Genomic DNA, 20,784 nt, shown 5'->3' on the forward strand with positions numbered 1-20,784 from the left:
CTTCTTTCCTCCAACAGACACCACAAGAAGGAGCCACCATGGCACCCGCCGATTTCACCACCGGTGCCCGCCCGGTCAAAGCAGCCCGAGGCACCGAGCTCACCGCCAAGTCCTGGCAGACCGAAGCGCCGCTGCGCATGCTGATGAACAACCTGGACCCAGAGGTCGCCGAGCGCCCTGACGACCTGGTGGTCTATGGCGGCACCGGCCGCGCCGTCCGCTCCTGGGCCGCATTCGATGCCATCACCCGCACCCTGGAAACCATGGAAAAGGACGAGACCCTGCTGGTCCAGTCCGGCAAGCCCGTGGGGGTGTTCCGCACCAACGAGTGGGCACCCCGCGTCCTGCTGGCCAACTCCAACCTCGTGGGCGACTGGGCCACGTGGCCCGAATTCCGCCGGCTCGAGGCAGAAGGCCTGATGATGTACGGCCAGATGACCGCCGGCTCCTGGATCTACATCGGCACCCAGGGCATCCTGCAGGGCACTTTCGAAACGTTTGCCGCGATCGCCCGCAAGCTCACCGGTGACGAGAACGGCACCCTCGCCGGCACCCTGACGCTCACCGGAGGCTGCGGCGGCATGGGTGGCGCCCAGCCGCTCGCCGTCACCCTGAACGACGGCGTCTGCCTGATCGTCGACGTCGATGAGTCCCGCCTGCGCCGCCGCGCCGGCAAGCGCTACCTGGACGAGGTGGAAACCGATCTCGACGCCGCCATCGCCAAGGTGCTCAAGGCCAAGGAAGAGCGCCGCGGCTGGTCCGTGGGCTACGTGGGCAACGCCGCCGAGGTCTTCCCGGAAATCCTGCGCCGCCACAAGGCCGGCGAACTCACCGTGGACATCGTCACCGACCAGACCTCGGCACACGATCCGCTCAGCTACCTGCCCGAGGGCATCTCGGTGGACGAATGGCACCGCGAGGCTGGGGCGGATCCGGAAGGTTTCACCAAGAAGGCCCAGGCCTCGATGGCAAGGCACGTCCAGGCCATGGTCGAATTCCAGGACGCCGGGGCCGAGGTCTTCGACTACGGCAACTCCATCCGCGACGAAGCCCGCAAGGGCGGCTACGAACGCGCCTTCGAGTTCCCCGGCTTCGTCCCGGCCTACATCCGCCCGCTCTTCTGTGAAGGCCTTGGCCCGTTCCGCTGGGTGGCCCTCTCGGGCGACCCGGAAGATATCCGCGTCACCGACGAGGCAATCAAGGAGCTGTTCCCCGAGAACAAGCACCTGCACCGCTGGATCGACGCAGCCCAGGAAAGGGTGGAATTCGAAGGCCTGCCGGCCCGCATCTGCTGGCTCGGCTATGGCGAACGTGCCAAGGCCGGCCTGCTGTTCAACCAGCTCGTCAAGGACGGCAAGGTCAAGGCCCCCATCGTCATCGGCCGCGACCACCTGGACTCCGGCTCCGTGGCCTCCCCGTACCGCGAAACCGAGGCCATGGCAGACGGCTCGGACGCCATCGCCGACTGGCCGATGTTGAACGCCCTCCTCAACACCGCCTCCGGCGCCACCTGGGTGTCCCTGCACCACGGCGGCGGCGTGGGCATCGGCCGCTCCATCCACGCCGGCCAGGTCTCCGTCGCCGACGGCACGGACCTCGCCGCGCAAAAGCTTGAGCGGCTCCTCACCAACGACCCCGGCATGGGCGTCATCCGCCACGCCGACGCCGGCTACGAGCGAGCCCTCGACGTTGCCAAGGAGCGCGGCGTCCGGATCCCCATGCAGGAAAGCCGCTAAGACCAAATGACTGCATCGACTGCTCCGTAAGTGCCGTTTAGAGTCCCGAAAACGGCAGTTACGGAGCAATCGATGGGAATACGACAAGGAACTTCAATGACCATCCCCACGACCTCCCTAACCTCGCAAGCTCGGCCAGGGAACCCTGGCCGCCTGGCCCCAACCCACGAACCGCTCACCGTCACCCTCGGCTCCGCCGGAATCACGCCCCAGGATGTGCTCGCCGTCGCGCGCCACAACGCCAAGGTGGCCATCGCCCCGGACGCCCTGGAAACCGTGGCCAAGGTACGCGCCCACATCGACAACCTCGCCTCCAGTGACACCCCTGCCTACGGCATTTCCACCGGTTTCGGTGCCCTGGCCAACCGCCACATCCCCAACGAACTGCGCACGCAGCTGCAGAAGTCACTGATCCGCAGCCACGCGGCAGGCATGGGACCCGCGGTGGAGCGCGAAGTGGTGCGCGGCATCATGTTCCTGCGCGCCAAGACCCTGGCCTCCGGCCGCACCGGCGTCCGCCCCGTGGTCCTGCAGACCATGGTGGACGTCCTTAACGCCGGGATCACCCCGGTGGTCCGCGAGTTCGGCTCGCTGGGCTGCTCGGGTGACCTCGCACCGCTCTCGCACTGCGCCCTGGTCCTGATGGGCGAGGGGGAGGCGGAAGGGCCCGACGGCGTCACCTACGGCGGGCGCGGCGAACGGACTGTCGCCGGGCTGCTTGCGGAGCACGGCATCGAACCCGTCACCCTCGCCGAAAAGGAAGGGCTGGCGCTGGTCAACGGCACAGAGGGCATGCTGGGCATGCTCCTCATGGCCATCGCGGACCTTCGCCAGCTGCTGGCGACGGCGGACATCACCGCCGCGCTGAGCGTCGAGGCGCTGCTGGGCACCGACCAGGTGTTCCTGCCCGAACTGCACGCCGCGCTGCGTCCGCACCCGGGCCAGGCGGCCAGTGCCGACAATATGCTGCGGGTGCTCTCGGATTCGCCCATCGTGGCGTCCCACAAGGTGGGCGACTCAAGGGTGCAGGACGCCTACTCGCTGCGGTGCGCCCCGCAGGTGGCCGGCGCCGTCCGCGACACGGTGGACCACGCCGAGCTGGTGGCAACCCGGGAACTGGCGGCGGCTATTGACAACCCGGTGGTGCTTCCGGACGGCCGCGTCAGTTCAAACGGCAACTTCCACGGTGCGCCCGTGGCGTACGTCCTGGATTACCTCGCCATCGCCGTGGCCGACCTGAGCTCCATCGCCGAACGCCGGACCGACCGGATGCTGGATCCGGCCCGGTCCCACGGCCTGCCCGCCTTCCTTGCGTCCGACCCCGGCGTGGACTCGGGCCTGATGATCGCCCAGTACACCCAGGCCGGGCTGGTATCGGACAACAAGCGGCTGGCCGTCCCGGCCTCCGTGGACTCCATTCCGAGCTCCGCCATGCAGGAGGACCACGTGTCCATGGGCTGGCACGCGGCGCGCAAGCTGCGCAAGGCCGTGGAGAACCTGCGGCGTGTCCTGGCCATCGAACTGGTGACCTCGGCACGGGCCCTGGACATCCGCACGCAGCTCTCCGGCGGCGTGCTGACCCCGGGACCGGCCGGCACCGCGGTGGTGGCAGCGCTCCGTGCCGTGGTGGAGGGGCCGGGGACGGACCGTTTCCTGTCCCCTGAACTGGAAGCGGCTGACCGGCTGGTCGCCTCCGGGGACGTGCGCGCGGCGGCCGAATCCGCCGTCGGGCCGCTCGCCTGACGCCGAAGGATCTTCAGGCCATGCTGCGCTTCCGTCCGGAGTGCGGAATATCCGGCGCCACGCCCTGCCGTGGCGCCGGGAGTGTAGTAGAACTGAAGGTGTAGTGAAAGTCACATCAAAGAGGCTGTGGCGGCAGAACGATACAAAGGGGTAGAAGTTCAAATGAAAGCACGTGGGGCAGTCCTGTCGAGGCGCAGTGCCCATTCCGCAGCGGTGTCCAACTGGAAGTCCCTCCAGGCCGGGGACCGCGTCGAGATCATCAAGCATGCGCATGTGGTGGCAGCCGGGGAGGTGGAAGAGGTGTCGCAGAGCGGCAACGTCCTCTGGCTGGTCCCCGCGGGCCCGTCAGGTCCGGCGGAGAAAGAGCTTTTCCTGAAGTCCGACGGCGTGCAGGTCCGCCGCGGCTGACAGTCCGGCCAGCAGCACCAGCAGCAACGAAAATCCCCGCACTCCCAAACGGTGTGCGGGGATTTTTGTGGTTTTGGTCAGGCGGCGAAGGACTCGTACGTCTCGCCAAACGGTACTGATTCGTCCAGGGCTACGGTGTAGCTTCCCGGGTGCAGCCTGGTGACAAGGATGCCGCAGGCGGCGTCCTGCGCTGCAACCTCAATCAGTTCGCCCACTGCCTCTTCCAGACCGGCGTGGACCTCACTGGCGCTTGAGAACTCCAGGGTGATGGACCGCGGGGCTGGTCCTTCTGTGGTCTGGGCAGCGGCAGGGACGCGCTCCATGGTGGCTGTAGTCATGTGCTGAACTTTCTGTGTTTCGTGCCAGGATGGCTCCAACATTCTACCGGCTGCTTCTGTTATATGTCAGATGACTGTCCTTAGGGAACCCCCGGATGCGGTCACAAACCGTCTGTTCCCGGTGCCGGGGAAAATCAGGGACCATGGAATCGGGTGCCCACCGGGCCCGGAACCCCTATCGATACAGCTTGAGGAGAATTCGGTATGAAAATCATGCGCCTGGGCGAAAGCGGCAGCGAACAGCCTGCCGTCCTGGTGTCCTCCGCGGACGGCGTCGACCGGTATTTCAGCCTGCTGCCCCTCACCGCCGACGTCGACGGCGCATTCCTCGCTGCCGGCGGTTTGGACAAGGTCCGGAAGGCGCTGGACGCGGGTGAGCTGCCGGTCCTGGAAGGCGCCTCAGCGCTCCGGGTTGGTTCCCCCGTGGCCCGGCCCGGGTCGGTAGTGGGCATCGGAATGAACTACGCCGCCCACGCCGCGGAATCGGGGGCCGAGCCGCCCACCATTCCCGTGGTCTTCCTCAAGCCAAGCAACACCGTCACCGGCCCGTTCGACCCGGCCCCGCTTCCGCCCCGCTCCACGCAATACGACTGGGAGGTGGAACTGGGCATTGTCATCGGCCGGGAGGCCAGCTACCTCGGCTCCCCGGAGGAAGCAGCCGCCTGCATTGCCGGTTACGTCACTGCCAATGACTTCTCCGAACGGGAGTACCAGCTGCCGGGAGCCGCGGGCCAGTGGACCAAGGGAAAATCGCTTCCCGGGTCGACGCCCCTGGGTCCGTGGCTGGTTCCTGCAGGCGAGACGGACGGCGGCAGCCTGAGGCTTCGCAGCTGGGTGAACGGGGAGCCGCGGCAGGATTCAACGTCGTCCGAGCTCATCTTTGATGCACCCACGCTGATCCACCACTGCAGCCAGTACATGCGCCTGGAGCCGGGCGACGTGATCCTCACCGGAACACCCCAGGGAGTGGCCCTCAGCGGCCGTTTCCCCTACCTCCAGCCCGGCGACGTGGTGGAGGTAGAGGTGGAGGGCCTGGGCCGCCAGCGCCAGGAGCTGTTCCGGACACGGGCGGCCACTACGGTCTAGACCGCTTTTACCGCCAGGACCGGGCAGTCCGCTTCAAGCAGGATGCGCTGTGATGTGCTGCCCATGATCAGTTTGCCCACCGGAGTTCGGCGGCGCAGGCCGATGACGATCAGGTCGGCGTTGTGCTCCTCCGCGGCATCCAGCACCTCAGCCGCCGCGTCATGGCCGCGGACGGGGCGCTTGACCAGGTACTGGATGCCCTGGCTGGCCAGCCGCTGCTCGATGTCCTGGATGTCACGTTCCTGGGCAAAGCGGTTGTCCACGGCTGCCTCACCCTTGGAGGAGTTGATCAGCACCAGGGTGCTGTTGCTCTTCCGGGCTTCGGTGATGGCCTGCGTCAGGGCCGCTTCGCCCTCTGGTGTCGGGACGTATCCCACAACCACCGTCATGGTGTCTCCTTGTTCTGCTCGGTGCGGGTAAATGGCTTTGGTGCGGCTGCTTAGTTACTGTAATCGGCTGCACCCGAATTGGCGGGAAGCAGCGGCCTGCGCTCCGGACGCTTGCGGCGGAACAGCTTGTAGGCAAAGGGCCAGAGCAGGATGAGGCCAATGATGACATAGATGCCGACGGCGATCGGCTCACCCAGGAGCCCTGCCGGGTCTCCGGCGCTCAGCTGCAGGGTCTTGCGGAGCTGCCCTTCGATCCGCGGGCCCAGGATCACGCCGAGGATCAGCGGCAGCACGGGAAGCCCGAAACGCCGCATCATGAACCCGAGGGCACCCAGGACCAGCAGGATCACCAGGTCGAATGCCTGCAGGTTCACCGAGTAGGCGCCCAGGGTGGCGAAGAACAGGATGCCTGCGTACAGGTACGGCCGGGGGAGCTGCAGGAGCTTGGCCCACAGGGGTGCCAGCGGCTCAAGTACGGCGTGGGACGGCCGGAGCGGCGGTACGTCCTGAAGGCCTGAACCCGGCCTGCGGCAGCAGCCCATCGCTGGGACAAGGCTGCCGGGACACGCTGTCAGCGCAGGAGCGTGTCCACCAACCGGGCGGCGGTCCTGGCGGTCCGGCCGTCAATGTCGAACGCCGGATTCAGCTCCGCCACGTCCAGGTGCAGGAGCTTCCCGCTCAAGGCCACCTGCCGGCACACCGCCGAAATGACAGGAAGTGGCACGCCGTAGGCTGCCGGCGCGCTCACCCCCGGCGCCACCGCGGCGGGCAGCACGTCCAGGTCGATGGTCAGGTAAAGGACGTCGATGTCCGCCAAAAAGTCCGCCACGAAGCCACGGACCCGGTCCGCTTCGCAGTCCTCGTCCAGCAGGTACCGGACACCCAGCTTGTCGGCGGTGTCGAACAGGACCTGGGTGTTGCCCGGTTCCGAGATGCCGGCGACGGCGTAACGGAATTCCCGTCCGGCGTCCGCTTCCGCGCGGGCCATCTGCAGGAACGGCGTCCCCGAACTGGGCGCGGGCTCGTCGCGGAGGTCGAAGTGCGCATCGAGGTTCAGGACGCCCAGGCGCTGCCCGCCTTGGACCGCCGAGGATGCGCTGACACCGAGATAACTGGCATAGGCGGTTTCATGGCCGCCGCCCAGCACCACAGTGCGGTGCCCGGCGTCCAGCAGGGCAGCCACCACCTGGCCAAGCCGTTCCTGCCCGGCTTCCAGGTCTTCACCGGAGACCACGACGTCTCCGAGGTCAGTCACCGCGCGGTCCAGATGGAAGGCCAGCGGGCCCAGCGCTTTCCGCAGCGCCGCCGGGGCCGCGGCTGCCCCGGTCCGGCCCTGGTTGCGGCGCACCCCCTCGTCGCTGGCAAATCCCAGCAGGGCAGCCGGGCTGGGCCCGGGTTCGGCCCTCTGTAGCTGATCGGAGGCGGTGACGGCCTGCCACCAGCGGCGGTGGCCGGGACCATCGCCGTCGAACCTGCCGGTCCAGGGCTGGGGCGGGACGTCAATGGCGGGTAGCTGGAGGGACATGCCTCAAGCTCACCGCATGCCGGGCACGAAAACCAGCGCCGCCGCCGTCGTCCTGTCCGGAATCCAAGAACCGGGAACCCATCCAGCGTTCGCGGGGCACGGCCGGCGTGGTGGGTACGGGGATAGGGTGGGACGGTCGGTCCGCAGCAGTTGCGGTTCCTGCCGGCCGGCGACAAGACAATCCCAGGCTGGAGAGCCCATGTTTGAAGCCCCCGATATTATCTTTGCCGCGGCCGGCGTGGCCGTGTTTATCGCCGCAGTGCTGCCCAAGCTGCTGCGGGACATCCCGTTGTCCATGCCCATGGTCTTCCTGGGCGGGGGAATGGCCGCCTTCGCGCTGATTCCTTCGCTGCCCAATCCGAACCCGGTGGAGCACAGCGACTTTGTCATGCACCTCGCCGAGGTCTGCGTCATCATTTCGCTGATGGGCGCGGGGCTGGCCCTGGACCGGCCCGTGGGACGTAAGCGCTGGTCGACCACCTGGAGGCTCCTGGGCATCGCCATGCCGCTGTGCATCGTGGGGTTGACCCTGCTGGGCATGTGGTTCCTGGGTCTGGGGCTCGGCGCGGCGCTGCTGGTGGCCGCCAGCCTGGCGCCCACGGACCCCGTGCTGGCGTCGGAAGTGCAGGTGGGCGAGCCTGCTGACCAGGATGACCGCACGGACAAGGAGGACGAGGTCCGCTTCGGTCTCACCTCGGAGGCCGGGCTCAATGACGGGCTGGCATTCCCCTTCGTGTACCTTGCCATTGCCATCAGCGTTGCCGGAGCTGACCCGTCCGCCTGGTTCGGCGAGTGGTTTGGGCTGGACGTGGTGTGGCGGCTTGCCATCGGCCTCCTGGTGGGCTTCCTCACCGGCAAGGTGCTCGCCAGGCTGTTTTTCTCCACCCGCGCCGACAGCCTTCGCCTGTCCAATCACTCAGAAGGCTTTGTGGCCCTGGCCGCGACGTTCCTGGCGTATGGGCTGACGCAAATGGTGGAGGGCTACGGATTCATTGCGGTATTCGTCTGTGCCGTGACCATCCGGGCCGCCGAGCGCACTCACGGCTACCACCGGGTGCTGCACTCCTACGTGGAGCAACTGGAACGGCTCCTGACGGTGGTGATCCTGGTCCTGCTCGGCGGTGCCATCGCCCGCGGGCTGCTCGCCGGCATCGGGCTGGCAGAACTGTTGGTGGCACTCGCTTTCCTGCTGGTGGTCCGGCCGCTGGCAGGCTGGCTGGGCCTGCTGGGCGGCAAGACCGGTCCGCGGGAACGTGTCGCACTGTCATTCTTTGGCATCCGCGGGATCGGTTCCCTGTACTACCTGGCCTTTGCGCTGGGTGAAGGCCACTTCACGGACCAGGGGCACTGGCTCTGGTCCTTCATTGGCCTGGTGGTGGCACTGTCCATCGTGATTCACGGCGCCACCACCTCGCCCCTGATGAACCGGCTGGACCGGCTGCGCAAGAAGAAGGCGCTGGCGGTCTCCGGCGACGAGGGGCTCGCACCAAATACCCCCGTATAAGCAAAGGGCTGGTGCGGCATCTGCCGCACCAGCCCTTTTGTCTATTTCCGGGAGTTACTTCATCCCCAGGGCCGCCTCGATGGGGCCGATGGCAAAGAACAGCGCGAACGCCGCGGCCACAGCCCACATCAGCGGGTGGATGTCCTTGACCCTGCCCTGTACCGTGCGGATCAGGACGTAGGCGATGAAGCCTGCGCCCAGGCCGTTGGCGATCGAGTAGGTGAACGGCATCAGGGTGAAGGTCAGGAACGCGGGGATGGCGATGCCCCAGTCCTGCCAGTCGATCTTGCCCACCTGGGACACCATCATGAAGCCCACCACCACCAGCGCCGGGGCCACGGCCTCAAAGGGCGCCAGGTTGATCAGCGGGGTGAAGAACATTGCCACCAGGAACAGCAGGCCGGTAACGATGGAGGCGACGCCAGTCCGGGCACCTTCGCCGATGCCGGCACCGGCTTCGACGTAGATCTGGTTTGAGGAGACGGACGCGCCGCCGCCGATGATGGCGCCGAGCGCGTCCACCTGGAGCACACGGTCGACGTCGGGAATGTTGCCGTGCTCATCCACCGTGCCGGCTTCGTTGGCGAGGCCCACCATGGTGCCCATGGCGTCGAAGAAAATGCTGAGCAGGATGACGAAGGCCAGCAGCGCGGCGGCAACGAAGCCGAGGTGCGCGAAGGCGCCGAACGGGTTGGCCTTGCCGATCAGGGAGAGGTCCGGGGCGGCCCAGCCGGAGAACGCCGGTGCCACCAGCGACCAGCCCTGCGGGTTGAAGTTCTTGCCATCGAAGCTGGGCCCGATGTGCAGGGTCGATTCGAGGATGACGGACAGCACCGTGGAAGTGATGATGCCAATCAGGATGGCGCCCTTGACCTTGCGCACCACCAGGGCGATGGTCAGGATCAGGCCGAACACGAACACCGCGGTGGGCCAGCCCAGGAGCTTGCCTTCGAAGCCCAGGCCAACCGGAACGGTGGTTCCCGCAACGTCCGGGATGCGGCGCACGAACCCGGCGTTGACCAGACCGATCAGGGCGATGAACAGGCCGATGCCCACCACGATGGCCGTCTTGAGTCCGTCCGGAACTGCCCTGAATACGGCGGTGCGGAAGCCCGTGAGGACCAGGATCAGCATGGTGACGCCGGAGAGGACCACCAGGCCCATCATGTCCGGCCAAGTGAGCCCCGGGTTGGTGGCCACGGTGACAGCCACGAAGGCGTTGACGCCCAGGCCCGTGGCCAGGGCGAACGGGTGCCGCCCCCATGCGCCCATGAGGATGGTGAGGATGCCTGCCACCAGCGCGGTCACGGCCGCCACCGCGGTAAAGCCCAGTGTGGCACCGCTGGAATCCGCACCGGACAGGATCAGTGGGTTCAGCACCACGATGTAGCTCATGGCGAAGAACGTGGCGAACCCGCCGCGGATCTCGCGGGAAAGGTTGGAGCCGCGCTCGGTGACCATGAAATACCGGTCCAGGGCAGAGCCTTGCTTAAGCATTAGTCCTCCGGGGAAGTGTGTGGGATACCTGCATCCTAAGGGAGCGGCAGGGAATGGGCCGCCAAATTCGCCTAGTCTGTAAGGAAGACAACACAAGGAGCAGCCCAACCATGCGCCACGTCCGCCGCCAGTTGATGAGCCTTGCGCTCGGTTCCTTCATCCTCGCGGCCACTGCGCTGGGCATCGCTGGCCCGGCCTCCGCGCATGATGCCGCCAAATCCACCAGCCCCGGCCAGGGTGCTGCGCTGCCAGCCCCGCCCGCCGAAGTGTCGGTGACCTTCAGCAACACGCCGCTGGGTATCGGCTCGTCCTTCTCCGTCAAGGATGCAGGCGGCAAGGAGTGGGCTGACGGCTCCGTGCAGATCGTGGACAACGTGGCTACCCAAAAGCTCCGGCCGGGCGGTCCGGCGGGCATGTACACAGTGGCCTGGCGCGTGGTCAGCTCGGACTCGCACCCCATCGAGGGAACGTTCACCTTCACCGCGGCGTCCGGTGCGCCCGGTGCCGCTTCGTCAGGGACTCCCGCGGCGGAAAGTTCGACGGCGGCGGGTGCGGTCCCGGGCATGGGCACCGCCCGGCCCGGGGTGACGGAGGAGCCATCGGAGCCGGCCAGCGCAGGCCAGCCGTTCCAGTGGAGCATTGTGATTTTTGCGGTGGTCGCCGTGGGACTGCTGGTGGCTCTCGGCGTTATTGCCAGGCGCCGCCTTACGGGTGACGGGGATACCGACGATGATGGGGAGGCGGAGGACCGGGCCGGGGAGTAGCACCCGCCGGCAGGGACAGTTCTTTCAGCCTGGCAGCGCCTGCCGTGGACGCCGTCAGCAGCCCAGCACAGCAAAGCTTCCCGTTACCGGGAAGACGGCGGTGGACGGATGGGGGCCGTCCGGATTGACCTTGGCGGAGATGGCCTGCCCTACGGTCTTGGCCTGGCGCAGCACTTCTTTGGGCGATGGCGTGATGAGCTCGCCCACTCCCACCAGGTAGATGCCGATGGCCCGCATGGCAGCCGCCACGTTCCGGCCCACGGCAATGCCGAAGTCATTGAGCATGCGCCGCAGCTGGCTGTGGGCACAGCGGGTGAGCACGATGTGGTCTGCCACCAGGATGCCCGTGGGGGTGTGAACCTGCCACTGCGGCGCGGCCTGGTCCGGTGCTTCGAGCATGGTCAACTGGACTGCCCGCGTGGTGTTCCGCACGTCCACGCTGTGGCTTGCGGCGTAGTTGCGCAGGTGGCGAAGGATCTCGTTCCGTTCGCGGAGGGTGGCGCTGTCCGCTGCATCGCAGCGTTGCAGCGAAGTGGTATTGGCGGGCTGGGACTGGCCCAGGATGTCGAGGCCGTCCACCACGATGGAGTCCACTCCATGCCGGCGCAGTTCGGCAGCGACGGCCAGTCCGGACAGGCCAGTGCCGATGACGACAGCGGTGGTCTGTTCGGTCCTGGCATCCCCAGGCATGGTTGACACTACAGTTTCCCTCCTTTGGAGCTCCGGCAGGTGCCGGCATCCTCGCCGGCCAAGCGTCCCGTTACCCCCAAGTACGGCCGCAGCGCCCGGGACCGTCCTGGCAGGAAGATGCAGTTGGCGTCCCGGACCAACAATGTCCTGAAGACTACAGAACAAATGCGGCCGTGGATAGCCCATGGAAGAAAACGGATTCTTCCCCTGAAGGCGGTTTCCCACGCCGGCTTGAAAGCCTGTGGATAACTACGCCTATCCGCCGCTGAACAGGCTTGCTAAGCCGTAGGCGACGGAGAATAGTGGGAAGCGGGAGCGGTTCTTTTCCTGCCCGTGCCGCGGATGGGCCGGGTGCGCAGGGATGGTCCCGTTTTCTGGCAGAATAGCCGCAACATCAGGCGTATCGCGAGGAGGCGGCCCCCATGGGCTCACGAGAGTTGCATCCGGACCCGGCCCGGGGCGGTGGCGGTGCGTCTTCCGCTCCCCATGGCATCGTGGTGGGCGTGGACGGTTCGGACCACGGCCAGTGCGCCTTGGTGTGGGCCGCGCGGGAAGCGCAGCGGCGCCGTCGTCCCCTTCATATCGTCACCGCCTATTCCGTCCCGATTTTCGCTGCGTCCGGGCTGGACGGGGGTTACGCCACCGTGGACGATTCCGTCATCCGCGAAGGGGCCGAGGCTATTGCCAGGCAGGCCCTGGAGAAGGTTTCCGCTTACGACGTGGACGTCAGTTCCGCCGTGGAGAACGGCGACGCCGCAGGTGTCCTGCTGGACATCTCCCGAACCGCGGAACTCCTGGTGGTGGGCACCCGCGGCCGCGGCGGCTTCGTGGGGCGGCTCCTGGGATCCGTCAGCAGTGCCCTGCCCGCCCACGCAGAGTGCCCTACGGTCACGGTCCCATTGTTCTGCTCGGACCGGCTCGGCGAGTCCACGGAGGACCGCCGCGTCAAGGCCGAGCAGGCCAAATCCGGGCATCAGCCGGTAGAAAACGTGGTGGTGGTTGGCGTGGATGGCTCCGAGCAGGCCCGTGTTGCCGTCCTCGAAGCAGCCGACCAGGCTGAACGCCTTGGCGCCTCACTCCGCGTGGTCTGCGCCGTGCCCCAATACAGCGGCTCCCTGGCCTGGGTTCCGGCGCCCATGGACCGGAAGGCCCTGTTCGATGACATCCGGGTCACCCTGGACGCGGGCATGGACTGGCTCCGGAGCCATTACCCCAGGCTGCAGGCCGACTACGAGCTGAAGGACGGCTCCCCGGTGGACGTGCTTGTCGAGGAAAGCCGGCACGTTGAACTGGTGGTGGTGGGGACCCGCGGCCGCGGCGGCTTCACCGGGATGCTCCTGGGCTCAACATCAGACGGCGTGCTGCACCATGCCAAGGGCCCGGTCATGGTGGTCCCGGACCGGGAGGACTCCCGGCTGGCCGACCGTGGACGGTTCGGCCCAATCCTGGGCGACGCCGCCTGACCCCCACTGTTCCGGGCAGCCAGCGGGGACCGCGGACATGACGCAGAACGCAGCCGGTGATGGACCTGACGGGCTGGTGCTCGGCCTGACCAGCATCCACGCCGGGATGCTGGCGGTGGTTGGCGGCAAGGCGGCCAACCTTGGGGAGCTGCTGTCCGCCGGGTTGCCGGTCCCGGAGGGCTTTTGCCTCACCACGGCCGCCTATTGGCAGGCAATAGGTGCCCCCAATGCCCTGCTTCCCGCGTTGGCGGGAGTCCACAAAGCCCTGGCGGCTACAGCAGGGGCTGCCGATGGGGCTTCACTCGACGTGGCCGGGCTGGCCGGAACGGCCCGGGCGGCAATCCTGGCGGCTCCGCTTCCGGCGGCCGTTGCCGGGGCGGTGGAACAGGCCTACAGGGCGCTTGGCCCCAACATTGCGGTGGCCGTCAGGTCTTCGGCCACCGCCGAGGACCTCCCCTTCGCCAGCTTCGCCGGGCAGCAGGATACCTACCTGAACGTCATCGGAGTACCCGCGGTGCTTCACGCCGTCCGGCGCTGCTGGGCGTCGCTGTGGACCGACCGGGCCACCGCTTACCGGGCCAGCCTTGGGATTGACCCCGCAACAGTAGCGCTGGCTGTGGTGGTCCAGCGGATGGTGGACGCCGAGACCGCGGGCGTGATGTTCACGGCTAATTCCCTCACCGGCAGCCGGCGGCAGGTAGTGATCGATGCCAGCCCCGGCCTCGGTGAGGCAGTCGTTTCCGGCGCGGTCAATCCGGACCACTTTGTGGTGGACGCCCTGAGCGGCCGCGTGCTGGAACGGAAACCCGGCGACAAAGGCGTGGAAATACGCCCGCTTGCGGGTGGCGGGACCGAAATCCGCGAGTTGCGGGCCGCCCAGGGCACTGCCTGCCTCACGGACAGCCAGGTAGTTGGCCTGATGCGGCTGGGGCTGCGGGCTCAAGAGCATTTCGGCGCCCCACAGGACACCGAGTGGGCTCTGGACGGCGCCGGTGTGCTGTGGCTCACGCAGTCCAGGCCCATCACCACGCTCTATCCGGTTCCCAAAAGCAACGGTGCCGCCGGCAGGGTTCCCCAGGCCACGCCGGTCATTGGCGGCACGCGGGCGTACCTCTGCTTCAGCCTCGCGCAGGGGCTGACGCGGCCGCTCACACCCATGGGACTCGCGGCGGTTCGCCTCATCGCCTCCTCGGTCGCTACGGCCGCCGGCTTCCCTGTCCCTGATCCCTGGGGAGGGCCGTCCCCGTATGCCGAAGCGGGGCAGCGGATCTATATCGACTTCACCACTCCCATCCGCAGCGCCGTGGGCCGCCGGCTGGTTCCCCGCGTCTTCGACATCATGGAGGCGCGGACCGCAACAGTCATGCGGCTGCTGTTCGCGGACCCAGCCTTCTCCGTGACCACAAGGACGCCCTTCGCGCTGCTGCGACACGTTGTGCCTGCCGCAGTCCGTGCAGAGGTTCCCGCTACCTTCCTCCGTGCACTGGCCAGGCCCGCTGCCGCCCTCCGCCGGCTGGACCGCTTTACCCGGGAATTCGACGCGGCGCTTGCTCCCAGCGAGGGCGCCAGCGCCATGGCACGCCTTGACCACGCCGAATCGTTGGTGGGATCACGGCTGTTTCCGATTGTTCCGGCCATCCTTCCCCTTCCCGCCCTGGGCTTCGCGATGCTGGGCGTTGCCGGGAAGCTGCTGGGCGGAAGCGCGTGGGATGAGCTGCAGCCGGTAATCCGCGGCCTGCCCAACAACGTCACCACCGAAATGGACCTGGAGTTGTGGCACCTGGCGCAGGCAGTCCGGGAAGACGCTCAATCACGCACCGCCCTGATGACTGACCCTCCCGCCGCCCTCGCTGCCGCTTTCCAGGCCGGGCAGCTGCCGGCGCGCCTGGACGCGGGCCTGTCAAGGTTCCTGGACAGGTACGGTCACCGGGCAGTGGGCGAAATCGATGTCGGACTGCCGCGATGGTCGGAGGAGCCGACACACATCCTGGGCATCCTTGCCAACTACCTCCGGCTGGAAGACCCCGCCCTGGCGCCTGATGCCCAGTTCAGCAAGGCAGCCGAGGATGCGGAAACACAGGTTGACCGGCTCGTTGCCCGCGCCGCTGCCCGCAGCAGGATCCGGGGGAGGCTGGTGCGGGCGGCACTCCAGCGGGCACGGCTGTTCGCCGGACTGCGGGAGCTGCCAAAGTACCAACTGGTGGTGGGCCTCGGCGAAGTCCGCCGGCAACTGCTCCTGGTGGGCGCAGAACTGGCGCGGGCGGGCGCGGTGGAACGGCGGGACGACGTGTTCTTCCTGGACTTCGCGGAGGTCCGCCAGGCACTGACTGGAACAGCCGTGGACAACGAATCCTCTTCCCGGGGCCTGCGGGCACTCGTTGCGGCCCGACGCCAGGACTACGCCTTGGAGCTCAAGCGCCGGCATATCCCCAGGGTGCTGCTCTCGGACGGCACGGAACCCGAAGCGGTTCCCGCCGCCGTCGGAATTTCCGGAAACGGAACCCTGGCCGGTAGTCCGGCCTCGGCCGGAACGGTGACAGCTCCGGCACGTGTCATCCTTGATCCGGTCGGAGCCCGCCTGGAGCCAGGTGAGATCCTGGTTGCCCCGTCCACGGACCCCGGCTGGACTCCGCTGTTCCTGACCGCAGGAGGGCTGGTGATGGAGATGGGTGGAGCAAACTCCCATGGCGCCGTCGTGGCCAGGGAATACGGTATACCCGCAGTTGTTGGCGTGGCGGACGCCACCGGCCTGATCAGCACGGGCCAAAAAATAACGGTCGACGGCGGTGCGGGAACCGTAGTGCCGGAACATCCCGGCGCGCCGCAGAGCCGACAAGTTCCCGGGGGCACGGACCCAGCTGCGCGGGCGTAGTCTTTACCTATGGGCTCCAACAGGCTGGATTCCAGCGGACGGTTCCAACGAAACAACACAGCGGGCCGCAGGGCGTGGCTGCGGTGGCTGCCCGCCGTCGCGGCTCCGGTGGCCATTGCCTCCGGTGCACTGATTGGGTCCCTGCCGGCAGGGGCCAGCAACCCGTTGCCAGCCAGGACGCCCGCCCAGGTCCTGGAGCTGGCAGCCAGCCACCAGGTGCAGTCGTTTTCGGGGACCGTGGAACAGTCCGCTGAACTGGGGCTGCCCGAGCTTCCGGCGGCCGGGAAGCCGTCGGGGCCTGCTTCCCCTGGCAGCGTTGGCAGCGTGGCTTCGGTGGTGGAGCTGCTCACGGGCACACACACGGCGCGCGTTTACGTGGACGGCAAGGATAATGCCCGCGTACAGGTGATGGACCAGCTGGCCGAACGCGACGCGGTCCGCCACGGCAGCGATGTCTGGTTCTACTCCTCAAAAGACAACACAGCAGAGCACCTGGCCCTGCCCGCCCGCAGCCAGGACCCTGGACAAACGAAGGACCCCGCGCTTTCGAAAGAAGGACAAGGCGCAGCGGGCATGCACACTCCCGGTGAGCTGGCCCAGCAGTTCCTGTCCAAGGTCGATCCCAGCACCGCCGTTTCCGTAGGCCCGGACGTTTCCGTGGCAGGGCGCGCCGCCTACAACCTGCTGCTCGAGCCCCGGACGGACGCAACGCTGGTGGGCAAGGTGGCCATCGCCGTCGACGGCGCGAGCGGCATGCCGTTGTCTGTCCAAGTGACCGCGCGCGGCGCTGATAAGCCTGCCTTCGCTGCCGGGTTTACCAGCCTTTCCCTGGACGCACCGGATCAGTCAGTCTTCACCTTCAGCCCGCCGCCGGGCAGCTCCGTCAAGGAACTCCCGGTTCCCGACCGGTCAGGGAAGCACGCCGACGCCCATGACCCAAGTGCCATGCACGCCGATGCCAAGGAAAATGTGACTGTTGCCGGTGCCGGCTGGGAGACCGTGGTGGGCACGGCGCCTGGATCTGCTGCGGCGGCCGGATCACTGCTGCAGGACCCGCTGCTGTCCCAGGCCGCCGTCGCCGTACCAGGTGGCCGGTTGCTTTCCACGGCACTCCTCAACATCCTGATCACCGACGACGGCCGGATCTTTGCGGGAATGGTGCCGCCGGAGAGGCTGCAGGCTGCAGCGGCAGTGGCCCGGTAGGCATATTGGACGGACGGGGGAGTGATGGCGGGGCCGGAGCCGGCCGGGTGGCTGGCGGCCTGGCCATTGAGACCCGGGGCCTCAGCAAGCACTTTGGCCAGCAGGCCGCCGTCGACCGCGTAGACCTGGCCGTCCCGCACGGAACAGTCTTCGGCTTCCTTGGACCCAACGGCTCCGGCAAGACCACCACCATCCGCATGCTGCTGGGACTGGCAGCCCCGTCCGCAGGGACGGTGAACCTGCTGGGCCAGGAGATGCCGGACAAACTCCACGACGTGTTGCCGCGCGTTGGCGCCCTGGTGGAAGGCCCGGCCTTCTACCCCTTTCTATCCGGCGCCGCCAACCTCCACCGGCTCGACTCCGCCAGCCCGCATACCGTGCCCGCCACGCGCAAAGCCCGTGTGCAGCAGGCACTGGAGCGGGTGGGCCTGGAACACGCGGCAGGGAAGCGGGTGCACGCCTACTCCCTGGGAATGAAACAGCGGTTGGGCATAGCCAACGCGCTGCTTTCGCCGCGGGACCTGCTGGTACTGGACGAACCCACCAACGGGCTGGATCCGCAGGGCACCCGCGAAGTCCGCAACCTGGTGCGGTCCCTGGCGCATCAGGGCACCACCGTCTTCGTGTCCAGCCACCTGCTGGCCGAGGTGGACCAGATGTGCACCCATGCCGCCGTCATGAGCGTGGGCAAGCTCGTGGCACAGGGACCCCTGGCCGAGCTGAGGCAGGCCGGAAGCATGCGCCTCCGGCTGGTCACGCCCGACGCCGGCGCGGCCCGGCAGGTCCTGGCCGGCCTGGGGCTGGTGCCCGGCCCGGGACAAAGTGAACCGCGCGCTCAACCTGATGGGGAGACTGTTGTGGCAGTTCTACATACCGGCACCCGACGACCGTCGGTACTGCCGGAGGACGTCGTGGCGCACCTGGTCCAGGCCGGCGTCCGCGTCCGGGGCTTCGCCGTCGAGCGTGAAAGCCTTGAAGACCGCTTCGTTGCCCTTACCGGGGAAGGATTCGACGTTGCCCAGTAGTGTTCCCGCCGACATGCCGCAGGCCGCCCAGACTGCCCGGGCGGCGGGCGCGCCGCGTAGTTCCGGCCTGTCCCTTTTGGGCTCGGAGCTCAAGGTGCTGTTCGGGCGCCGGCGGACCTGGGCGCTGCTCCTGGCGCTGGCTGCCATCCCGGTACTCATTGCCGTGGCCGTGAAGGTTTCCTCTGCGGTCCCGCCCGGGCGGGGTCCCGCATTCCTTGACCGGATCACCCAGAACGGGCTGTTCGTGGCCTTCACCGCCATGCTGGTGTCCGTCCCGTTGTTCATGCCGCTCGCGGTGGGTGTGGTTGCGGGGGACACAATCGCAGGGGAGGCGAGTCTGGGAACGCTCCGGTACCTTCTGGTGGCGCCGGCCGGGCGGGTGCGGCTCCTCCTGGTCAAGTACGCCGGCGCGCTGGCCTTCTGCATCGTGGCTCCATTGACCGTTGGCCTCGCGGGGGCCGCCATTGGAGCGGCGCTGTTCCCGGTCGGCCCGGTGACGCTGCTTTCCGGCGGGGTGGTCCAGCCCGCTGAGGCTGCCCTGCGGATAGTGCTGATCGCCGCCTACCTGGCCGTGTCGCTGGCCGGGCTTTCGGCAATCGGACTGTTCCTGTCCACCCTGACCGTGGTTCCCGTCGGAGCGATGGCGGCAACGGTGGTGGTCTCCGTGGTTACGGAGGTCGCGGACCAGCTTCCGCAGCTGGACTGGCTGCACCCTTGGCTCTTCAGCCACTACTGGCTTGGATTCGGCGACCTGCTGCGCCAGCCCGTGGCGTGGGATTCCTTCGCAAGCAACGCACTGCTTCAGGCCGGTTATATGGCGGTGTTCGGGGCGCTCGCCTACGGCCGCTTCGTTACCAAGGACATCCTGAGCTGACGACGTCGGCGGGAGCCTTCAGTTCCTGCAGGCTCCGCTTGAGGATCAGTAGCGGGCCGCGTACGGGTACAGGTCCATGCCCACCATCGAGCTGATGGTTGAAACGGTGATGCCTTCCTGCGGGTTCAGGGCCTGTACCACCTGGCCGTTCCCCAGGTAAATGGCCACGTGATAGAAGTTCGGCGCGGAACCCCATACCAGCAGGTCGCCACGGCGGGCCTGCGAAATGGGAACGTGGACCGGGGCGGCTGCATACTGCTGGGAAGCGGTGCGCGGCAGGTACATGCCGGCTGCGGCGAAGGCATTCTGCACCAGCCCCGAGCAGTCGAAACCGTAGACCCCGGTACCGCCCCATTGGTAGTAGTACGGTGCGCCAACCTTTCCCAGTGCGACGGAGATGGCTGCCTCGTAGGTGCCTGAACCGGTGGGAGGCGCGGGTGCCGGAGCGGGGGCAGGGGCAGGAGCGGGTTCAGGTGCAGGCGCCGGTGCGGGTGCAGGTGCCGGTGCGGGTGCCGGTGCGGGTGCAGGTGCCGGTGCGGGTGCCGGCGCCGGAGGAGCAGGAGCAGCGGGAGCTGGAGCTGGTGCGGGCGCTGGTGCTCCAGGTGCCGCGGGGGCCGGCGCTGCAGGAGCGGGAGCCGCAGGGGCCGCCCCCTGGCCGCTGTTTTGTCCAGCGTTGTTTTGTCCGGCAGCTTGATTTTGGGCAGGTCGGTTCTGGGGAGCCTGGTTTTGGGCGGCGTTGTCCTGCGCTGCCTTATCCTGAGCCGCCTTGTCCTGGGCCGCCTTGTCGGCGGCGGCGGACAGGGCTGCAAGACGTGCCTCTTCGCGCTGCCGGTCAAGGGCATCCACCCTGGCCGATTCGAGCGCCACAGTCGTGTTGCGGAGCTGCGCCAGTTGGTCCACGAGGATAGTCCGCTGTGCCTTGGCGTCGGCTACGGCCTTGGTCTGCGCCGCGTTGGCCTGTTCCGCCTGGGATTTCCGCTGTTCGGCCGTCTTCGCTGCGTCATCAGCGGCCTTGGTGGCATCTTCCGCGGCTGCGGTCAGGGAACGGTAGGCGGTGGCCGCGGTGTCCGCAGCTTCAAAGGCCCGGCTGCGGCTGGCGGAGAGGGCCTCGAGCGTGGCGGCCTGCTGCAGGCTTTCGCTGCCGCTGGCCAGGGTTCCGAGGGTCGGGTTCAGGCCGCCGTTGCGGTACAGGTCACCGGCGAGCTGCCCTACCTGCTTCCGGGTCTTATCCTGCTGCTCCCGGGCGGACGAGGCTTTGGCGCCGGCCACTGATGCCGCTTCCGTCCGCTGCTGCAGCTCCACCAGCGCCTCGCTGTAGGAGTTGTTGGCCTGCATGGCCACGGCGAACGCTGCCTGCTGCGCTGTGGATGCGTCCGCCAGGATACGCTCGATCGCACTGACCTGGTCCGCCGTCGCGGCCTCACTCGCTTTCGCCGCAGCGATATCTTCGGGCGAGGGAATTTCGGGCGATGCCGGAAGGGCCATGGGCGCGGGTTGGGCCGGCACTGCGTGTGCGGGTGTTGCCACTGATGCAAAAAGTACGACGGCGGCGCACAGCACGGCCGTCCTGCGGCCGGATCCGGGTAATGCCATCTGCAGAGACCTCGCAACGGGTAAGGCTGGGAGTGAGGTTCTCGATGCGGCACGACGGTGCCCCTCAGCTGCTC

17 protein-coding genes and 1 pseudogene are annotated in these 20,784 nt (G+C 67.7%); 11 read left to right on the forward strand and 7 right to left on the reverse strand.

What is annotated here, in order from left to right:
* The first annotated feature begins 38 nt into the window (after positions 1-38).
* The 3 genes from hutU (at position 39) to J7I84_RS09700 (ending at position 3,887) form a co-directional block, all read left to right on the forward strand.
* Positions 39-1,736 (forward strand): urocanate hydratase, encoded by a 1,698-nt coding sequence (gene hutU, locus J7I84_RS09690; RefSeq protein ID WP_214943947.1) that lies wholly within the window; start codon positions 39-41, stop codon positions 1,734-1,736.
* A 96-nt stretch (positions 1,737-1,832) separates the two neighbouring features.
* Positions 1,833-3,479 (forward strand): histidine ammonia-lyase, encoded by a 1,647-nt coding sequence (hutH, locus tag J7I84_RS09695; RefSeq protein WP_251046419.1) that lies wholly within the window; start codon positions 1,833-1,835, stop codon positions 3,477-3,479.
* Positions 3,480-3,641: 162 nt separating this feature from the next.
* Positions 3,642-3,887, forward strand: a complete 246-nt coding sequence (locus J7I84_RS09700; protein WP_214943949.1) for a hypothetical protein — start codon at positions 3,642-3,644, stop codon at positions 3,885-3,887.
* Positions 3,888-3,964: 77 nt separating this feature from the next.
* Here J7I84_RS09700 and J7I84_RS09705 read toward each other — a convergent pair whose 3' ends face one another.
* A complete protein-coding gene (locus tag J7I84_RS09705; RefSeq protein WP_214943951.1) occupies positions 3,965-4,225 on the reverse strand; it encodes a hypothetical protein in 261 nt (86 codons plus the stop codon).
* Positions 4,226-4,429: 204 nt separating this feature from the next.
* Here J7I84_RS09705 and J7I84_RS09710 point away from each other — a divergent pair, with 204 nt between their 5' ends.
* Positions 4,430-5,311, forward strand: coding sequence for a fumarylacetoacetate hydrolase family protein (locus J7I84_RS09710; protein WP_214943953.1), 882 nt, complete (start codon positions 4,430-4,432; stop codon positions 5,309-5,311).
* Here the strand turns inward: J7I84_RS09710 and J7I84_RS09715 are convergent.
* From J7I84_RS09715 to hutG, 3 genes and pseudogenes are all read right to left on the reverse strand, one after another.
* Complete coding sequence (locus tag J7I84_RS09715) at positions 5,308-5,700, reverse strand: universal stress protein (RefSeq protein ID WP_214943954.1); 393 nt, start codon at positions 5,698-5,700, stop codon at positions 5,308-5,310. The genes J7I84_RS09710 and J7I84_RS09715 overlap by 4 nt on opposite strands.
* Before the next feature lie 50 nt (positions 5,701-5,750).
* Positions 5,751-6,167: pseudogene (locus J7I84_RS09720) on the reverse strand (tripartite tricarboxylate transporter permease); the annotation flags it as partial.
* A gap of 104 nt (positions 6,168-6,271) precedes the next feature.
* Entirely contained in the window at positions 6,272-7,225 is a 954-nt protein-coding gene (hutG, locus tag J7I84_RS09725; protein ID WP_214943956.1) for a formimidoylglutamase, read from the reverse strand.
* A 199-nt stretch (positions 7,226-7,424) separates the two neighbouring features.
* On the opposite strand from hutG, the gene J7I84_RS09730 reads away from it, so the two are divergent.
* The gene (locus J7I84_RS09730) at positions 7,425-8,729 is read left to right on the forward strand and encodes a sodium:proton antiporter (RefSeq protein WP_214943958.1); all 1,305 of its coding nucleotides are present in this window, start codon (positions 7,425-7,427) and stop codon (positions 8,727-8,729) included.
* 54 nt (positions 8,730-8,783) lie between these two features.
* On the opposite strand, the gene J7I84_RS09735 is transcribed toward J7I84_RS09730, so the two are convergent.
* Positions 8,784-10,226 (reverse strand): NCS2 family permease, encoded by a 1,443-nt coding sequence (locus tag J7I84_RS09735; RefSeq protein ID WP_214943959.1) that lies wholly within the window; start codon positions 10,224-10,226, stop codon positions 8,784-8,786.
* 110 nt (positions 10,227-10,336) lie between these two features.
* Between J7I84_RS09735 and J7I84_RS09740 the strand changes: the two genes are divergently transcribed.
* Positions 10,337-10,990 (forward strand): copper resistance CopC family protein, encoded by a 654-nt coding sequence (locus J7I84_RS09740; RefSeq protein ID WP_214943961.1) that lies wholly within the window; start codon positions 10,337-10,339, stop codon positions 10,988-10,990.
* Between the two features lie 54 nt (positions 10,991-11,044).
* Here J7I84_RS09740 and J7I84_RS09745 read toward each other — a convergent pair whose 3' ends face one another.
* On the reverse strand, positions 11,045-11,680 hold the full coding sequence (locus tag J7I84_RS09745) for an NAD(P)-binding protein (protein WP_214944207.1): 636 nt from the start codon (positions 11,678-11,680) through the stop codon (positions 11,045-11,047).
* A 422-nt stretch (positions 11,681-12,102) separates the two neighbouring features.
* On the opposite strand from J7I84_RS09745, the gene J7I84_RS09750 reads away from it, so the two are divergent.
* Genes J7I84_RS09750 through J7I84_RS09770 form a run of 5 tightly spaced genes read left to right on the forward strand, consistent with a single transcriptional unit; the run spans position 12,103 to position 19,117 of the window.
* Positions 12,103-13,143: a universal stress protein gene (locus tag J7I84_RS09750; RefSeq protein WP_214943963.1), complete on the forward strand. Its 1,041-nt coding sequence runs from the start codon at positions 12,103-12,105 to the stop codon at positions 13,141-13,143.
* 37 nt (positions 13,144-13,180) lie between these two features.
* Positions 13,181-16,015 carry a PEP/pyruvate-binding domain-containing protein gene (locus J7I84_RS09755; protein ID WP_214943965.1) on the forward strand — a complete coding sequence of 945 codons (2,835 nt, stop codon included), beginning with the start codon at positions 13,181-13,183 and terminating at the stop codon, positions 16,013-16,015.
* A gap of 9 nt (positions 16,016-16,024) precedes the next feature.
* Positions 16,025-17,218 carry a hypothetical protein gene (locus J7I84_RS09760; RefSeq protein ID WP_251046421.1) on the forward strand — a complete coding sequence of 398 codons (1,194 nt, stop codon included), beginning with the start codon at positions 16,025-16,027 and terminating at the stop codon, positions 17,216-17,218.
* A 47-nt stretch (positions 17,219-17,265) separates the two neighbouring features.
* Entirely contained in the window at positions 17,266-18,243 is a 978-nt protein-coding gene (locus J7I84_RS09765; protein ID WP_311381112.1) for an ATP-binding cassette domain-containing protein, read from the forward strand.
* 13 nt (positions 18,244-18,256) lie between these two features.
* Positions 18,257-19,117 (forward strand): ABC transporter permease, encoded by an 861-nt coding sequence (locus J7I84_RS09770; RefSeq protein ID WP_214944211.1) that lies wholly within the window; start codon positions 18,257-18,259, stop codon positions 19,115-19,117.
* A 45-nt stretch (positions 19,118-19,162) separates the two neighbouring features.
* Here the strand turns inward: J7I84_RS09770 and J7I84_RS09775 are convergent, their stop codons facing one another.
* The gene (locus J7I84_RS09775; protein WP_214943967.1) at positions 19,163-20,710 is read right to left on the reverse strand and encodes a C40 family peptidase; all 1,548 of its coding nucleotides are present in this window, start codon (positions 20,708-20,710) and stop codon (positions 19,163-19,165) included.
* Between the last annotated feature and the right edge of the window lie 74 nt (positions 20,711-20,784).

The sequence above is a fragment of the Arthrobacter sp. ISL-85 genome (assembly GCF_018613675.1).
Taxonomy (GTDB): Bacteria; Actinomycetota; Actinomycetes; order Actinomycetales; family Micrococcaceae; genus Arthrobacter.

What these genes read in the sequence shown, in the direction of transcription:
- J7I84_RS09710 (WP_214943953.1), top strand. Translation starts at nt 4,430, where the DNA reads ATGAAAATCATGCGCCTGGGCGAAAGCGGCAGCGAACAGCCTGCCGTC.
- J7I84_RS09760 (WP_251046421.1), top strand. Translation starts at nt 16,025, where the DNA reads ATGGGCTCCAACAGGCTGGATTCCAGCGGACGGTTCCAACGAAACAAC.
- J7I84_RS09750 (WP_214943963.1), top strand. Translation starts at nt 12,103, where the DNA reads ATGGGCTCACGAGAGTTGCATCCGGACCCGGCCCGGGGCGGTGGCGGT.
- J7I84_RS09715 (WP_214943954.1), bottom strand. Translation starts at nt 5,700, where the DNA reads ATGACGGTGGTTGTGGGATACGTCCCGACACCAGAGGGCGAAGCGGCC.
- J7I84_RS09735 (WP_214943959.1), bottom strand. Translation starts at nt 10,226, where the DNA reads ATGCTTAAGCAAGGCTCTGCCCTGGACCGGTATTTCATGGTCACCGAG.
- hutG (WP_214943956.1), bottom strand. Translation starts at nt 7,225, where the DNA reads ATGTCCCTCCAGCTACCCGCCATTGACGTCCCGCCCCAGCCCTGGACC.
- hutU (WP_214943947.1), top strand. Translation starts at nt 39, where the DNA reads ATGGCACCCGCCGATTTCACCACCGGTGCCCGCCCGGTCAAAGCAGCC.
- J7I84_RS09705 (WP_214943951.1), bottom strand. Translation starts at nt 4,225, where the DNA reads ATGACTACAGCCACCATGGAGCGCGTCCCTGCCGCTGCCCAGACCACA.
- J7I84_RS09700 (WP_214943949.1), top strand. Translation starts at nt 3,642, where the DNA reads ATGAAAGCACGTGGGGCAGTCCTGTCGAGGCGCAGTGCCCATTCCGCA.
- J7I84_RS09740 (WP_214943961.1), top strand. Translation starts at nt 10,337, where the DNA reads ATGCGCCACGTCCGCCGCCAGTTGATGAGCCTTGCGCTCGGTTCCTTC.
- J7I84_RS09755 (WP_214943965.1), top strand. Translation starts at nt 13,181, where the DNA reads ATGACGCAGAACGCAGCCGGTGATGGACCTGACGGGCTGGTGCTCGGC.
- J7I84_RS09775 (WP_214943967.1), bottom strand. Translation starts at nt 20,710, where the DNA reads ATGGCATTACCCGGATCCGGCCGCAGGACGGCCGTGCTGTGCGCCGCC.
- J7I84_RS09745 (WP_214944207.1), bottom strand. Translation starts at nt 11,680, where the DNA reads ATGCCTGGGGATGCCAGGACCGAACAGACCACCGCTGTCGTCATCGGC.
- hutH (WP_251046419.1), top strand. Translation starts at nt 1,833, where the DNA reads ATGACCATCCCCACGACCTCCCTAACCTCGCAAGCTCGGCCAGGGAAC.
- J7I84_RS09730 (WP_214943958.1), top strand. Translation starts at nt 7,425, where the DNA reads ATGTTTGAAGCCCCCGATATTATCTTTGCCGCGGCCGGCGTGGCCGTG.
- J7I84_RS09770 (WP_214944211.1), top strand. Translation starts at nt 18,257, where the DNA reads ATGCCGCAGGCCGCCCAGACTGCCCGGGCGGCGGGCGCGCCGCGTAGT.